Genomic DNA, 13492 nt, shown 5'->3' on the forward strand with positions numbered 1-13492 from the left:
GCGGCTCGCCAGGCGACGGCGGGTCTGACATCGATCGCGGCCTTCCTCTGCGGCGCGGCGCGAGCGCCTCTATCCCACCGGCTTCATAGCGCCTCTCCCAGTCCGGAAGGCAGCCGGCGTTGCGGATATTGAACAGCGCGGCCGTCTGTCGGCAGGACAGTCCATCCTCCCACATCCGGTGCAGAACCGACAGCTTGAACTCGCCGTCATAGTGGCTGAGCTTGCGAGCGAGGCCGGCAACCCCGTGCGCTTGATAGCTCGCAACCCATTTGCGCACCGTCGCAGCATCTACGCCGTCGGCTGCACCGGCGCTTGCATAGCTCTCTTCACCACTCAAATAACGATCAACAACAGTGCGCTTCAAACTCTCGCTGTGTTTGGACATGAAAACCCCCGAAGGTTGATGTCCAACTTTCGGGGGTCAGTTCATTCACGCCGGGTTTTCGATCAAGTCAAAAATGACCGGGGCCTTCTGCCCGGTGCATTGCCCGTCAATCGCCGTCGATCGCCGTGGCAATGCGGGCGATGGCCTGCTGATAGACGCTCGCGGAATTCCAGCCGGCAATCGCGCCCATATTCGCGCTCGCGCTCGCGCCCGCCCGCCAGCCATGGCCCTTGAGGAAGTTGGCGGTGGAAGCCAGCGCCGTACCCTTGTCGCGCAGGTTTCCGCCGCCGACGCCATATTTCAGGACGTTTCCGGGCAGGAACTGCGTGTGTCCGATCTCGCCATGTGCGGCCCCGACCGACGAGGCTGTCAACGCCCCGCGATCAACCAGCTTCAGGGCTGCGATGGCATGCGGGTAGAAGAACCCCGGCCGGCGGCAATCATAGGCAAGCGTCAAAATGGCAGAGACGGTGTTCTGGTTTCCCATAGCCGAACCGAAGCCGGTTTCCATACCCCAGATGGCGAGCAACACGCCCGGCGACACGCCGTAATTCGCTTCGATCTTGGAGAAGAGCGCGGCATTCGACTTTTTCAGCGACCGGCCCTTGGAAATAATCGCTGCGCCACCGCGACGCCGCATGAAATCGTCCACCGAGCCGCTGAAGGCCTTGTGAATGCCGCGGTCGACTGAGATCGTCTTTGTCGCGTAGTTTGCCCCGGCCAGAGCGGCCAGCCCCTTGGCGCCTACACCTTCCGACCTGGCCTGCGCGGCAAAGTCCTGCTTCCAGGCTTCGAAGCCGGCGCCGGTCTTGCCGCAGCTGGCTGCCGCCTGTGCGCCCGTCGCCAGCGCAAGCACCGCCACCACGGCCGCTGCAAACATCTTTCCCTTGGCAAGAATTGCCATGTTGATCTCCTGGTTGCCTGAATCACGTCCCAATTGCGAACTTGCCAGCGAAACGCGCACTTGTCACTGTCACCGCTGCAATGCTGGCGAATGCCGTGGAATTTGCCTAGGATCAAGTGATTATTGTGGCAGGGGCTCTGCATGCAAGACGTTGATGTCGTCATCATCGGCGCCGGCTCGGCGGGTCTTGCCGCTGCCAGGACCCTGCAAGCGGCGGGACTTTCCTTCACGCTGCTCGAAGCGATGGACCGAATCGGCGGGCGAGCCTGGACCAGCGACCAGCATTTCGGCGTGCCTTTCGACATCGGCTGCGCCTGGCTGCATGCCGCCGACCGCAATCCCTATTTTCCCGAAGCCCAGGCCGCAGGCTGGACGTTGCATCATCACGACATGAACGTCGATCATCTCTACTACCGCGAGCGCAAGGCGAGCGAAGCGGAAGAAGCCGACATGAAGGCCGCCGACGCAAAGCTGTTCGAACTGCTGGCCATGCATGAAGCGAAGGACGGAGATGACGATCGTCTTTCGGCGCTGTTGGCAAAAGGCCATGCACCGCGCGCCGCCGCCACCTTCGCCGGGCCGATGGATTTCGGCGCCGACGAGGACGAGATCTCGATCATGGACTTCCAGGCCGCTGCCGATCTCGATCCGAACTACTTCAGCAAGGAGGGTCTTGGCGCCCTGGTGGCGCGTTTCGGCGCCGGCGTGCCGGTCGAACTGTCGACGCCGGTGCGCAAGATCCTGTGGGACGTGCCCGGCGTCGCCTGCGTCACCGATCGCGGCACCGTCCGCGCCAAAGCGGTGATCGTCACCGCTTCGCCGGCGGTGCTCGCCTTCGAGGAGATCGCGTTCTCGCCGGCCCTGCCCGACACGCATTTCGGCGCCTTCTTCGACCTGCCGATGGGCATGCTGACCAAATTGCCGGTCGAAATATCGGGCACCAGGCTCGGGCTGCAGCCCTTCGACGACCTGCTGATCGAACGGATGGCCAGGCACGACATCTATTTCCTGTGCTTCCCGTTCGACCTCGATCTGGTGGTCGGCTTTGTCGGCGGCGATTTCGCCTGGGAAATGTCGGCGGCCGGCGAGGCGGCCGGCATCGACTTCGTCGTCGACCGGCTGTGCGGCATCTTCGGCGGCGATACGCGCAAGCATGTCGGACGCGCAATGATGACCAATTGGGGCGGCGAGCGCTTCGTGCGCGGCGCCTATGCCGCCGCCCGCCCCGGCCGTTCGCTGGCGCGCGCGGCACTCATGCAGCCGGTGGCCGACAAGATCTTCTTCGCCGGCGAGCACCTGGCCGGTCCTCTGATGCAGACCTGCGGCGGCGCACGGCTGTCGGGCGAAGCGGTGGCAAGACAGGTTGTCGCCCAGCTTGCGGCCAAATAGCTTCAGGAAAATGTGGAACGCCGCGCGCCTGTTCGCGTTGGGCACGGGCCGCCGTGAACATCTATGTCACCTCCGGTGAATTGAGACCGACATGAAACTCTTCGACTGCCCGCATTGCGGCCATCGTATCTATTTCGAGAACGCCCAGTGCCTGAACTGCGGGAACCCCGTGCTCTACGATCCCGAGCACACCTGTTTCGCGCTGGCGGGCGTCGACGGCGTCTTCCAGTGCACCAACGCCGATGAATGCGCCTGCAACTGGATGGCGGAACCGGGTCACGCTTTTTGCCGCGCCTGCGTGCTGAACCAGCTGATCCCGGACCTCTCCGTCGACGGCAACCGCCGCCGCTGGATCCGCGTCGAAGCGGCGAAGAAGCGCGCCATCTACTCGCTGCTGGCCTTCGGGCTGACGGTGGCGCCCAAGCAGACCCCTGCCGACGAGGTCGGCCTGGCCTTCGACTTCCTCGCCGATCCGATCGGCGGCGGCCCCGGCGGCGAGCGGATCCTCACCGGCCACGACAATGGCCTGATCACGCTCAATGTCGCCGAGGCGGATTCGGCCGAGCGCGAGAAGCGGCGCGTCGAGATGGGCGAGAACTACCGCACCTTGCTCGGTCATTTCCGCCACGAACTCGGGCACTACTACTGGGACCGCCTCATCCGCGACGATCCGCACAGGCTCGAAGCTTTCCGCGCACTGTTCGGCGACGACCGCGCCGATTACGAGCAGGCGCTGAAGGCCTATTATGCCAATGGTGCGCCGCCCGACTGGCAGCAGGGCCACATCTCGGCCTATGCCACCTCGCATCCTTGGGAGGACTGGGCCGAGACCTGGGCTCACCACCTGCACATCACCGACACGCTGGAAATGGTGCACGCGCTGAACTTTCCGCTCGGCCGGCTGGAGACGGTGGAGGCCAACGACTTGCCGCGCGGCGACACCGGCGGCGAATTGCAGGCAGCACCCTCGGAGCCGGCGACCGCGCCCGAGCCTTTCGAAAAGATCCTTGCCCGCTGGCTGGTGCTGTCGGAGGCCTCCAATTCGATCAACCGCTGCATGGGTCTGCCCGACCTCTACCCCTTCGTCATTTCGGACGTCACGGCGCGGAAATTGGAATTCGTTCACGAACTTCTGACCGATTTGCCGAAAGAACACGGAACAAATCGTGAGTTGGCGCAGGCGCTTTAGCGGGAACGCATGAGCTGCTGCCCCGTTTTCGCTGGCGAGGGACCATGAAAACGGAGAGAAACCATGAACTCCCTATTGTTTCCTGCGGTAGCCGGAATGCTGACCGTGATGTCGGGCGCCGCGTTTGCCGATACCGCCGTCTCAGCCGTCACCGATCTTAACGTGCGCGCCGGGCCCGGCCCGCAATACCCTGTGATCGGCGTGCTCGCCGCCGGTCAGTCGGCAACGCTCAATGGCTGCATCGAAAACAGCAAATGGTGCACCATAGCCGAGGCCGGCGGCCAGGGCTGGGTCTATTCCGACTATGTGACGGCCGATATAGGCGGCAGCCGGGTGGTGCTGACGGAACGGCGCTCCAGCGTTGCTGTCGTCTCGCCGCCGGAGGACATCGGCAACTACTCGACCGATTATACCGGCGCGATCATCGCCAGCGATCCGGTCGTGGATAACTTCCCTTCGCCCCCGGCTGAAGTCCGCACCTATGTCGACACGCATCGCCTCGATCCCATCTATCTCGAAGGCGAAGTGGTGACCGGCGCGACCCTGCCCGATACCGTCGAGTTGCGCGAGATTCCGGACTACAATTACCGCTATGTCTATGTGAACGGCCAGCGGGCGCTGATCGATCCGCAGACCCGGCGCATCATGTACGTCGTTCGCTGACGACAATCGGCACAAGCGGCCGCTGCGACAGCAGCGGCCGCCAGCAGGCGGCGCTGCCGCGCGGCGCTCTCCTGCGCCGCTCTGGCTTAGTCCTTTGCGGAAAAACTATTCCGATTTTCCCGGCCATCGGTTAGTCAACAGGCGATGACTTGGGAAGGAGCCCGCGTGACCATCGATCCGGCCGCCTTCGAGCGTTACAGGTATTCGCCGAACGCCAGGACGACCTTACCGCGCCTGTTTCTCGGAACGGGGATGGTGGTCCTTTTTTGGGCAGCAACCACCGTGGCCGTGCTGGTCGGCGGCACCTATGCCTTCATCGCCTGGCAGGCGACCCCATCATCCGGCATTCAGGGCCTCCTCGCTTTGCCCCTCGGCATCCTCACCGCGCTCGTCTCGTTTGCCGGCATCTGGATCGGCCTGTGGGTCGCGATGCGCTGGGTGCATGGCGAGAAGCTGTCGGCGCTGCTCGGCAACAGCCGACGAGTTTCATGGCCCGGCTTCCTCAAAGGGCTGATCGCGGTGCTGATCACGTCGTTCATATCCGAAATCCTGCTCTATCTGCTGCAGCCGCAGATCGCGCGTGGCCCGATCAGCCTCTCGTCCTGGCTGCTGTTTGTGATCCCGATCGCCGCGCTCACCCTGTTGCAGACCTCTTCGGAAGAGCTGCTGTTTCGCGGCTATCTGCTGCGCGGCCTCGCCAGCCGGTTCAAGAGCCCGTTCATCTGGGCCCTGCTGCCGGCCCTTCTGTTCACCTCGCTGCATTGGAGCGCGGGTTCGTCGCCAGCCATCAATGCCTGCGTGCTGGCGTCGATCGCCGCTTTCGCGCTGCTGCTGACGCTGGTGGTCTATGCAACCGGCAATCTCGGCGCCGCCCTGGGTGCTCATCTCGGCAACAACCTGACCGGCTTCCTGCTGATCTCGCATCAGGAAAGCTACAATTCCTTCGCCTTGTTCAACGCCAGGCCGCTCGAAGGACCGGGCTGGGCGACGTCGGATGCGGTTCTCATCGCCTTCATCGGCATCGCCTGCAGCCTGCTGACCATCGTGCTGCTTCTACATCCGCGTTCTCCGCTCAAGGTCGCCGCCGAGCTTCCGGACCGGGCGAGCACGGCCTGATTGCAGGCCCGGGAACGACGCAATCCGGTCTTTGTCTTGACTCTGCGTCCGATTTCCTGTCTACACGCCCCGAATTCCGCGACGAGTATCCCTCCGAGCAAGCCGACCAGGACGCCGAAGCCTCTTTGAGGTGAAGTGCTGTAAATCGATCCTGGAAGCCAACACCCGGCAGCGCTGAGCGCCCCCGGGTGCTTTTTGGTTTTGGCTTTTGGTTGGACACTGGGCGCGAACGCATTACCTCTCGGGCATCATCCGGATGCCGGGGAAAAGGAAAACGAATGTTTGAATCGCTACAGGAACGTCTTGGTTCGATCCTGAACGGCCTGACCGGCCGCGGCGCGCTGTCGGAGGCTGATGTCTCGGCGGCGCTGCGCGAGGTGCGCCGTGCGCTGCTCGAAGCCGACGTGGCGCTGGAAGTGGTGCGCTCCTTCACCGACAAGGTGCGCGAGAAGGCCGTCGGCGCTGCCGTGGTCAAATCGATCAAGCCCGGCCAGATGGTCGTCAAGATCGTCCATGACGAACTGGTCGAGATGCTCGGCGCCGAGGGCGTCGCCATCGATCTCAATGCCCCGGCGCCGGTCGTCATCATGATGGTCGGCCTGCAGGGTTCGGGCAAGACGACCACTTCGGCCAAGATCGCCAAGCGTCTTTCCGAGCGTCAGAACAAGAAGATCCTGATGGCCTCGCTCGACACGCGGCGTCCTGCCGCGCAAGAGCAGCTTCGCCAGCTCGGCGAACAGGTCAAGGTCGCCACCCTGCCGATCATCGACGGCCAGTCGCCGGTCGACATCGCCCGCCGCGCCGTGCAGGCGGCCAAGCTCGGCGGCCACGACATCGTCATCCTCGACACCGCCGGCCGCACCCATATCGACGAGCCGCTGATGGTCGAGATGGCCGACATCAAGAAGGTGTCGAGCCCGCACGAAATCCTGCTGGTCGCCGATTCGCTGACCGGCCAGGACGCCGTCAACCTGGCCAAGAGCTTCGACGAGCGCGTCGGCATCACCGGCCTCGTCCTGACCCGCATGGACGGCGACGGCCGCGGTGGTGCTGCACTCTCCATGCGCGCCGTCACCGGCAAGCCGATCAAGCTGATCGGCACTGGCGAAAAGATGGACGGGCTGGAGGAATTCCACCCCAAGCGCATCGCCGACCGCATCCTCGGCATGGGCGACATTGTCTCGCTCGTCGAAAAGGCCGCCGAGAACATCGACGCCGAACAGGCGGCGGCGATGGCCAAGAAGATGCAGTCGGGCAAGTTCGACCTGAACGATCTCGCCGGCCAGCTTCAGCAGATGTCGAAGATGGGCGGCATGGGCGGCATCATGGGCATGATGCCCGGCATGGGCAAGATGAAGGACCAGATGGCCGCCGCCGGTCTCGACGACAAGATGTTCGGCCGCCAGCTCGCCATCATCTCGTCGATGACCAAGGCCGAGCGCGCCAATCCCGATTTGCTCAAGCATTCGCGCAAGAAGCGCATCGCCGCCGGTTCCGGCACCGACGCGGCCGAAATCAACAAGCTGCTCAAGATGCATCGCGGCATGGCCGACATGATGAAGGCGATGGGCGGCAAGGGCAAAGGCGGCGGCCTGATGCGCGGCATGATGGGTGGCCTCGCCTCCAAGATGGGCCTCGGCGGCATGATGCCGGGCGGCCCCGGGGGCATGGGTGGCGGCATGATGGGCGGCGGCATGCCGGACCTGTCGAAGATGGACCCCAAGCAGCTCGAAGCCTTGCAGAAGCAGGCACAGGCAGCCGGCCTTGGCGGCGGCATGAAAGGCTTTCCCGGCGGCGGTGGCCTGCCCAGCGGCATGCCAGGTCTGCCCGGCGGCATGAAACTCCCCGGGCTTCCCGGCCTCGGCGGTGGCGGGCTGCCCGGCCTTGGCAAGAAGAAGTGAGGACGCCATGAACGAAGAGAAGGACATGGCCGACGCCCGCGTTCTCCTGGCCGATTACCGCGCCTCGATCGACAACATCGACGCGGCCCTCATCCACATGCTGGCCGAGCGCTTCCGCTGCACCAAGGCGGTCGGTGTGCTGAAGGCGACGCATGGCCTGCCCCCGGCCGACCCGGCACGCGAGCAGCAGCAGATCGCCCGGCTTCGCCAGCTGGCGAAGGATGCCCATCTCGACCCGGATTTCGCGGAAAAATTCCTCAACTTCGTCGTCCGCGAAGTGATCCGCCACCACGAACAGATCGCCGCTTCCAACGGCGTGATGAAAGCCGGCTGAGAAACCAGCCACCAACCGATCAACCAAATCAGCCTTTTTAGGAGAAAATAAATGCCCTTGAAGATCCGACTGGCCCGTGCGGGCTCGAAGAAGCGCCCTTACTACCACGTCGTCATTGCCGACGCCCGTTCGCCGCGTGACGGCCGGTTCATCGAGTCGATCGGCTCGTGGAACCCGCTGCTGCCGAAGGATGGCGAACGCGTCAAGGTCGACGCCGACCGCGTCAAGCATTGGCTGGCGCATGGCGCCCAGCCGACCGACCGCGTGCTGCGTTTCCTCGACGAGGCCGGCCTCGTCAAGCGCGACGCCCGTTCCAACCCGAAGAAGGCCGAGCCGGGCAAGAAGGCGCAGGAACGTGCTTCGCTCTTGAAGAAGGCGCAGGAAGACGCCGCTGCCGCGGCTGCGGCCGCCGCAGCAGCACCGGCCGAGGCGGAAGCCGCCACCGCCGAATAAGTATTGCCCTATCGCATCCAGGAAACGGCGGGCCAAGGCCCGCCGTTTTGCTGTCCGGTTCTGTCTGTAAGAGCTGCCGATCAATAACCGCTCGGGCAGCGGTCGATGTAGACGCGGCCCCGGCGATCGCGATAGCGGCATTCGCCGCTCTCGCTCGCCCGGCCGATCAGCGCACCGGCCACGGCGCCGACAGCGCCACCGACGACGGCGCCTTCAACCGGATCGCCAGCGACCGCCGCACCGACGGCAGCGCCACCGAGGCCGCCTACGGCCGCGCCTTTTTCCGTTTGCGAACAAGCGGCGAGCGGCACCAGCAGCGCCATCAAAAGCATCGTTTTCTTCATCGTCGTTCCTCTCCGATAGGGGCCGCCTCCGCCGCCAGGCGAATCTCTAACTCGCAACTCGGCGATTCGATCCCTAAGACATTGCCCGGCAAAGGGTTCCAGGCTTCGAGCGGAAAGCGATGCTTCGATCGGATCTATCGGCTGAACGGGATCAGCGCGCGGACCCTGGCATCGCGCAGATACAGGCCACCCCACAGGATAATGCCGAGATAGACGCCGAACAGCATGTGCGAGAACATCGGGTTGTCGACGCGGACATTGGTGGCGATGGCGCCGCCCATATAGGCGGTGAGCAGGATGGCGCCGAGCACCGCGGTGCGCGGCAAGGCGTAGAGCGCGGTCGAGATCAGGCCGATGACGCCAAGCATGCGCGCGACATTCGCATCGGCCGGCCAGCCGAGCGGCACCATCGTCTGGGTGACGATATCGAGCGGCGGCAGCTTGATGGCGCCGTCGAAGATCATGAACAGCACGATGACGCCGCTGAGCACGCGGCCGGTCCACAAAGCGCCCGGCGAGACGGGCGCGGTTTCGGAAATGCTCATGGTGGTCCCTCCTGATGGTTCGAGCCCTTTTCGCAGGGGTCGATCCAAGGACGTGGCACGGGGCCGCGATCCGACAGCGCGGCGGATTCTTTTAAACCCGCGCGCTTCACCTACGAAAAATAGAACTTTTCCGCCGGGATCATCTTGGGCGGCGTTTCGCCCAGCGCTTCGAACACCGAGATTTCGCAGACACGGCAGAGGCCGTCGAGGGCGAGGTCGTTGGCCTCGGTGCCGAACGGATCCTCGAGCTCTTCCGAAAGCGCGTCGAGGCCGAAGAAGGTGTAGGCGATCAGCGCCGTGAACAGCGGCGTTGCCCAGCCGGCGGTCGAGATCAGGCCGATCGGCAGCAGCAGGCAGACGATATAGGCCGTGCGATGCACCAGCAGCGTGTAGGCGAACGGCAAGGGCGTGCCGGCGATCCGCTCGCAGCCAGCCTGGATGGCGGCGATCGACGCGAGCCTCTCATCGAGGATACGAAAGCCGATCGTGTCGACGTCGCCCGCCCGGCGCTGGGCATTGGCACGCCGGCCCATGCGCCTGACCATCTCGTCCGCCGGATTGGAAAAGGCTGCTGCCTTGTCCGCCTCGGCGTCGATGAAGGCACGGGCATCCTTCATGCTGTCGATCTTGCGCAACTGCCCGCGCAGGAAATGACAGAAGGCGAGCGCTTCCATCAGCAAGGCGCGCTGTTCCGTCTGATCCGGGATGAGGCTGGTGGTGGCGCGTGCCAGGTTGCGCATTTCGAAGACCAGCGCGCCCCACAGCTTGCGCGCCTCCCACCAACGGTCGTAGGCGGCGTTGTTGCGGAACGAGAGATAGATCGACAATGTCACACCGACCAGGCCGAAAGGCGTGATGTTGAAGACGCTGAAATCAAGCTGGAACCGGCGCGCCACGGCCAGGATGATCGCGGAATAAAGCGCGAAGCCCAATATCTGCGGCAGGATGCGTGGCACGACCGAACCGCGCATGATGAAGAACAGCTGCAGGAATGTGGGGCGCGGGCGAACGATCATCGAAGGCCTTTCACGGACCGGCATCGGCCCTCACCTCCTTTATTGTGCCATGCGACAGCTCTGCAAGCCCGGCCGCCAGCGACATCGCCATGTCGCCCTTGCAGGCTATCGGCGCCCGACGGGCGTGGATATTGAGGAGTTGCGGGCTGCGGCCCACCACATCAGTCGAGAGAAGAGAAAAATGACCGGCGAGACCGATCTGAAGACACTGCTGGCATCGATGACGCCGGAACTGCTGGCCGGCACCTATGTCTTCGCCACGCTGGCGCCTGGCGTCGCTCAGCCGGAAGGCCTCGAACCGGTGATGATCTTTCGTGAGCGTGAGGGCGTGACGCTGATCGTAACCGAGGGGAAGGCCAGCGCTGCGGCACTGACCGCTTCATTCCGCTGCCGGATGCTGACCTTGAACATCCATTCGTCGCTGGAAGCCGTCGGCTTCCTCGCCGCCATCGCCACGCGGCTCGCCGCCGCCGGCATCGGCGTGAACCCGGTTTCGGCTTTTTATCACGACCATTTGTTCGTGCCGGCGGACCGGGCCGAGGAAGCGCTGGAGCTGCTGACGGAGTTGGCCGAGGAGAACAGAGCGTAGCGCGGTCAGAGCTGCCGATCTCCCCCCTTGAGCAGGGCTATCGCATATGGATTCTTGCGAAGAAGAACCCCCACCCTAACCCTCCCCACAAGGGGGAGGGAACGCTGCCGCGTGCCTTTAATTCTTCTTGGCGCCGAAAAGACAGGCGATGCTCCTGGGCCAGCGCCAACGGAAGTCTCCCTCCCCCTTGTGGGGAGGGGTTAGGGGTGGGGGTCCGTGCCGGGCAGACATCTCAGGAATTCCATATGCGACAGCCCTGCACACGTGAGGGAGATGCCAGTAGGGCAGAGGGGGGCGTGAAGGAACGCCAGCCGTAGTCACTTTCGAATAGCTGACAAGCTGTCAGGTGGCGCTTTCTAGAGCGGTTCAGAATTTGATTGAATCTGTGGGATTCCCGTCGGAGTGATTTTGTGATTCAAGATGCTGGCTGGATCGGAGGCCAGCATCTCATGACGGCTCCCATTTCAAACGATCTTCGTGAGCGTGTTGTTGGAGCGATCGAGGCCGGCGAGAGCTGCCGTTCGGTAGCGGCTCGTTTTGGCATTGCGGTCTCGTCTGCGGTGAAGTGGTCGCAGCGCTATCGGGCCAATGGGTCTGTGGCGCCAGGTAAGATGGGCGGCCACCGCAAGCGTGTTCTGGAGCCGCACCGGGCCTTCATTGTGGAGCGGATCAACCAGATGCCGCATTTGTCGCTACACGGCTGAAAAACGAACTTGCGGCACGCGGTGTAAAGGTCTCGCACGATACGGTATGGCACTTCCTGCGGCGCGAGGGGTTGCGGTTTAAAAAAACGCTGTTCGCCCTTGAGCAGGCTCGCGCCGACATCGCACGGCGACGGCAACGCTGGCGCTCTTGGCAGGCGGGTCTCGATCCAGAACGGCTGGTGTTTATCGACGAAACCTGGATCAAGACCAACATGGCTCCGCTGCGGGGTTGGGGACCGCGCGGCAAACGCCTGCGCGGCTTTGCCCCACACGGCCACTGGCGCACGCTGACCTTCCTCGGCGCCCTGCGGCTCGACCGGCTTGCTGCCCCTTGCGTCTTCGATGGACCAATCAACGGCCAGAGCTTCCGCGCCTATGTCGAGCAGCAACTCGTGCCAGTGCTCCAGCCCGGAGACATCGTCGTCATGGACAATCTCGGTTCCCACAAGTCGGCTGCTATCGGGCAGATGATCCGCTCCGCAGGCGCCAGACTCTGGTATCTGCCGCCATATTCGCCCGACCTCAACCCGATCGAGCAAGCCTTCGCCAAGATCAAACACTGGATGCGAGCGGCCCAGAAGCGAACCATCGAAGACACATGGCGACATCTCGGCCACCTCGTATCAACCATCGAACCCAACGAATGCAGAAACTACTTCGAAAACGCAGGATATGCTTCCGTCAAAACCTGAAACGCTCTAGCCAATAGAGGCGCCGGCGGGACAGCCCCCCTCTGGCTTGCCAGCAATCTCCCCCACGAGGGGGGAGATTGGCCAATCTCCTACCTCTGCGCCAGCCGGCTGCTCTCCACGGCAATACCCAGCAGCGCCTGCCGCGCCAACGCCACCGATAGATCCGGCCGCCGCCTGGTCTGCAGCACCGCCGTCTGCAGCCGCATCAGCGCGCGGCTGAGCGCGTCGACGTTCCAACGTTCCAGCGCCTTCTCGACCAGCTTGCGTCTGGAGAAAAACACCGGCGGGCGGGCGGCGGCGACGACCGAGGCGGCGTTGCGGTTGCCGGACTCCATCTGGCCGCGCATGGTCTGGATCTGCTGCAACTGCCGCATTGCCGAGGACAGCACCAGGAAGGGCTGGCCGCCAGACTGGCAATGGCGGGTGAAGGCGGTGTCGAAGTCGCCGATCTTGCCTTCGAGGAGCGCGTCGACCGCATCGTCGAAAGAGGCGCCGGAGACGTCGCCCGACATCGCCTTGACCTCCTCCAGCCCGATCTCGTTCTGGCCATGTGCGTAGAGCACGAGCTTCTCGACCTCGCCGCGCGAGGCCAGCCGGTCGCCGCCGAGATTGCGACGCAGCGCCTGCCTCGCCTCCATGGTCATCGACATGCCGGCCTTGCCCAATTCGGCGTCAATGACGCCGTCGATGTCGCGCGCCTCATCGGCATAGCATGGCAGCGCCATGGCAGTGTCCGCCGCCTCGACGATGGCGCGCAGCCCGACGCCCTTCTTGAGATCGCCGGCCTCGATGAGAATGATCGCGTCTCGCGCGGGCTCCGCCGTCAGCGCCCTGACGTCGTCGGCCAGCGCCTTCTGGCCGCTGGCATTGCGCACCCACAAAAGGCGCCGGTCGGAAAACATCGGCACGGTGCGCGCTTCGTCGAGCAGCCGGCCCTCGTCGCGGTCGACCTCCGAACCCTCGAGCCTGATCACCGAGAAGGGATCGTCGAGCGGCAGGCCGGTCTTGCCGGCAAAGGCCTTCGCCCGCTCGGAGACGAGGCCGCGATCGGGGCCGTAAAGCAGGACGATCGAAATGCGCTGGTCCGGCTTCGCGAGCCACCCATCGACCTCGTAAGCTTTCTTCTGTGCCATGGCGGGTTGGTTAGCATGATGCGGGGGCGAGGTGAACTGGTGGAGTGCGTGATCTCCCCCCTCGAGGGGGAGATGGCCGGCAGGCCAGAGGGGGTCGGTTCGACTGGATGCGACCTCCTTGCGACAGATGGAGGT

The 13492-nt window shown here is 64.2% G+C and carries 15 protein-coding genes; 9 read left to right on the plus strand and 6 right to left on the minus strand.

Annotated elements, in window-relative coordinates; translation table 11 throughout:
- Positions 1–385 (minus strand): helix-turn-helix domain-containing protein (locus NKH52_RS26020; RefSeq protein ID WP_352735829.1); only part of this gene is annotated, 385 nt, incomplete at its 3' end.
- A 106-nt stretch (positions 386–491) separates the two neighbouring features.
- Positions 492–1289 carry a lytic murein transglycosylase gene (locus NKH52_RS26025; protein WP_013528807.1) on the minus strand — a complete coding sequence of 266 codons (798 nt, stop codon included), beginning with the start codon at positions 1287–1289 and terminating at the stop codon, positions 492–494.
- Positions 1290–1430: 141 nt separating this feature from the next.
- Here NKH52_RS26025 and NKH52_RS26030 point away from each other — a divergent pair, with 141 nt between their 5' ends.
- From NKH52_RS26030 to rpsP, 7 genes are all read left to right on the plus strand, one after another.
- On the plus strand, positions 1431–2678 hold the full coding sequence (locus NKH52_RS26030; RefSeq protein ID WP_352736847.1) for a flavin monoamine oxidase family protein: 1248 nt from the start codon (positions 1431–1433) through the stop codon (positions 2676–2678).
- Between the two features lie 91 nt (positions 2679–2769).
- Positions 2770–3867, plus strand: coding sequence for a zinc-binding metallopeptidase family protein (locus tag NKH52_RS26035; protein ID WP_352736849.1), 1098 nt, complete (start codon positions 2770–2772; stop codon positions 3865–3867).
- A 63-nt stretch (positions 3868–3930) separates the two neighbouring features.
- Entirely contained in the window at positions 3931–4530 is a 600-nt protein-coding gene (locus tag NKH52_RS26040) for a DUF1236 domain-containing protein (protein ID WP_352736851.1), read from the plus strand.
- Between the two features lie 165 nt (positions 4531–4695).
- Complete coding sequence (locus NKH52_RS26045) at positions 4696–5646, plus strand: CPBP family intramembrane glutamic endopeptidase (protein WP_352736817.1); 951 nt, start codon at positions 4696–4698, stop codon at positions 5644–5646.
- A 278-nt stretch (positions 5647–5924) separates the two neighbouring features.
- Positions 5925–7547 (plus strand): signal recognition particle protein, encoded by a 1623-nt coding sequence (ffh, locus tag NKH52_RS26050; RefSeq protein WP_352736819.1) that lies wholly within the window; start codon positions 5925–5927, stop codon positions 7545–7547.
- 7 nt (positions 7548–7554) lie between these two features.
- A complete protein-coding gene (locus NKH52_RS26055; protein WP_352736821.1) occupies positions 7555–7881 on the plus strand; it encodes a chorismate mutase in 327 nt (108 codons plus the stop codon).
- A 51-nt stretch (positions 7882–7932) separates the two neighbouring features.
- Positions 7933–8334, plus strand: coding sequence for a 30S ribosomal protein S16 (gene rpsP, locus NKH52_RS26060; protein ID WP_023811330.1), 402 nt, complete (start codon positions 7933–7935; stop codon positions 8332–8334).
- An 80-nt stretch (positions 8335–8414) separates the two neighbouring features.
- Here the strand turns inward: rpsP and NKH52_RS26065 are convergent, their stop codons facing one another.
- The 3 genes from NKH52_RS26065 to NKH52_RS26075 form a co-directional block, all read right to left on the minus strand.
- On the minus strand, positions 8415–8678 hold the full coding sequence (locus NKH52_RS26065) for a YMGG-like glycine zipper-containing protein (protein ID WP_023811331.1): 264 nt from the start codon (positions 8676–8678) through the stop codon (positions 8415–8417).
- Between the two features lie 134 nt (positions 8679–8812).
- Positions 8813–9223 carry a DoxX family protein gene (locus tag NKH52_RS26070; RefSeq protein ID WP_352736823.1) on the minus strand — a complete coding sequence of 137 codons (411 nt, stop codon included), beginning with the start codon at positions 9221–9223 and terminating at the stop codon, positions 8813–8815.
- A gap of 110 nt (positions 9224–9333) precedes the next feature.
- On the minus strand, positions 9334–10263 hold the full coding sequence (locus NKH52_RS26075; protein ID WP_352736825.1) for a bestrophin family protein: 930 nt from the start codon (positions 10261–10263) through the stop codon (positions 9334–9336).
- Positions 10264–10420: 157 nt separating this feature from the next.
- Between NKH52_RS26075 and NKH52_RS26080 the strand changes: the two genes are divergently transcribed.
- Both NKH52_RS26080 and NKH52_RS26085 read left to right on the plus strand, forming a co-directional pair.
- Positions 10421–10828, plus strand: coding sequence for an ACT domain-containing protein (locus NKH52_RS26080; RefSeq protein WP_352736827.1), 408 nt, complete (start codon positions 10421–10423; stop codon positions 10826–10828).
- Positions 10829–11277: 449 nt separating this feature from the next.
- A protein-coding gene (locus NKH52_RS26085) for an IS630 family transposase (protein ID WP_352735797.1) occupies positions 11278–12224 on the plus strand; the annotation gives its coding sequence in 2 pieces (ribosomal slippage) (positions 11278–11527 and positions 11527–12224; 948 coding nt in all).
- 89 nt (positions 12225–12313) lie between these two features.
- On the opposite strand, the gene holA is transcribed toward NKH52_RS26085, so the two are convergent.
- On the minus strand, positions 12314–13357 hold the full coding sequence (gene holA, locus NKH52_RS26090; RefSeq protein WP_352735790.1) for a DNA polymerase III subunit delta: 1044 nt from the start codon (positions 13355–13357) through the stop codon (positions 12314–12316).
- Between the last annotated feature and the right edge of the window lie 135 nt (positions 13358–13492).

Origin of the sequence: Mesorhizobium sp. M1066 (assembly GCF_040318635.1) — a bacterium.
In the GTDB taxonomy this organism is placed as follows: Bacteria; Pseudomonadota; Alphaproteobacteria; order Rhizobiales; family Rhizobiaceae; genus Mesorhizobium.

Coding starts and splice junctions, on each gene's coding strand:
- NKH52_RS26065 (WP_023811331.1), bottom strand. CDS start 8,678: ATGAAGAAAACGATGCTTTTGATGGCGCTGCTGGTGCCGCTCGCCGCT.
- NKH52_RS26025 (WP_013528807.1), bottom strand. CDS start 1,289: ATGGCAATTCTTGCCAAGGGAAAGATGTTTGCAGCGGCCGTGGTGGCG.
- rpsP (WP_023811330.1), top strand. CDS start 7,933: ATGCCCTTGAAGATCCGACTGGCCCGTGCGGGCTCGAAGAAGCGCCCT.
- NKH52_RS26035 (WP_352736849.1), top strand. CDS start 2,770: ATGAAACTCTTCGACTGCCCGCATTGCGGCCATCGTATCTATTTCGAG.
- NKH52_RS26030 (WP_352736847.1), top strand. CDS start 1,431: ATGCAAGACGTTGATGTCGTCATCATCGGCGCCGGCTCGGCGGGTCTT.
- NKH52_RS26075 (WP_352736825.1), bottom strand. CDS start 10,263: ATGCCGGTCCGTGAAAGGCCTTCGATGATCGTTCGCCCGCGCCCCACA.
- holA (WP_352735790.1), bottom strand. CDS start 13,357: ATGGCACAGAAGAAAGCTTACGAGGTCGATGGGTGGCTCGCGAAGCCG.
- ffh (WP_352736819.1), top strand. CDS start 5,925: ATGTTTGAATCGCTACAGGAACGTCTTGGTTCGATCCTGAACGGCCTG.
- NKH52_RS26040 (WP_352736851.1), top strand. CDS start 3,931: ATGAACTCCCTATTGTTTCCTGCGGTAGCCGGAATGCTGACCGTGATG.
- NKH52_RS26070 (WP_352736823.1), bottom strand. CDS start 9,223: ATGAGCATTTCCGAAACCGCGCCCGTCTCGCCGGGCGCTTTGTGGACC.
- NKH52_RS26055 (WP_352736821.1), top strand. CDS start 7,555: ATGAACGAAGAGAAGGACATGGCCGACGCCCGCGTTCTCCTGGCCGAT.
- NKH52_RS26080 (WP_352736827.1), top strand. CDS start 10,421: ATGACCGGCGAGACCGATCTGAAGACACTGCTGGCATCGATGACGCCG.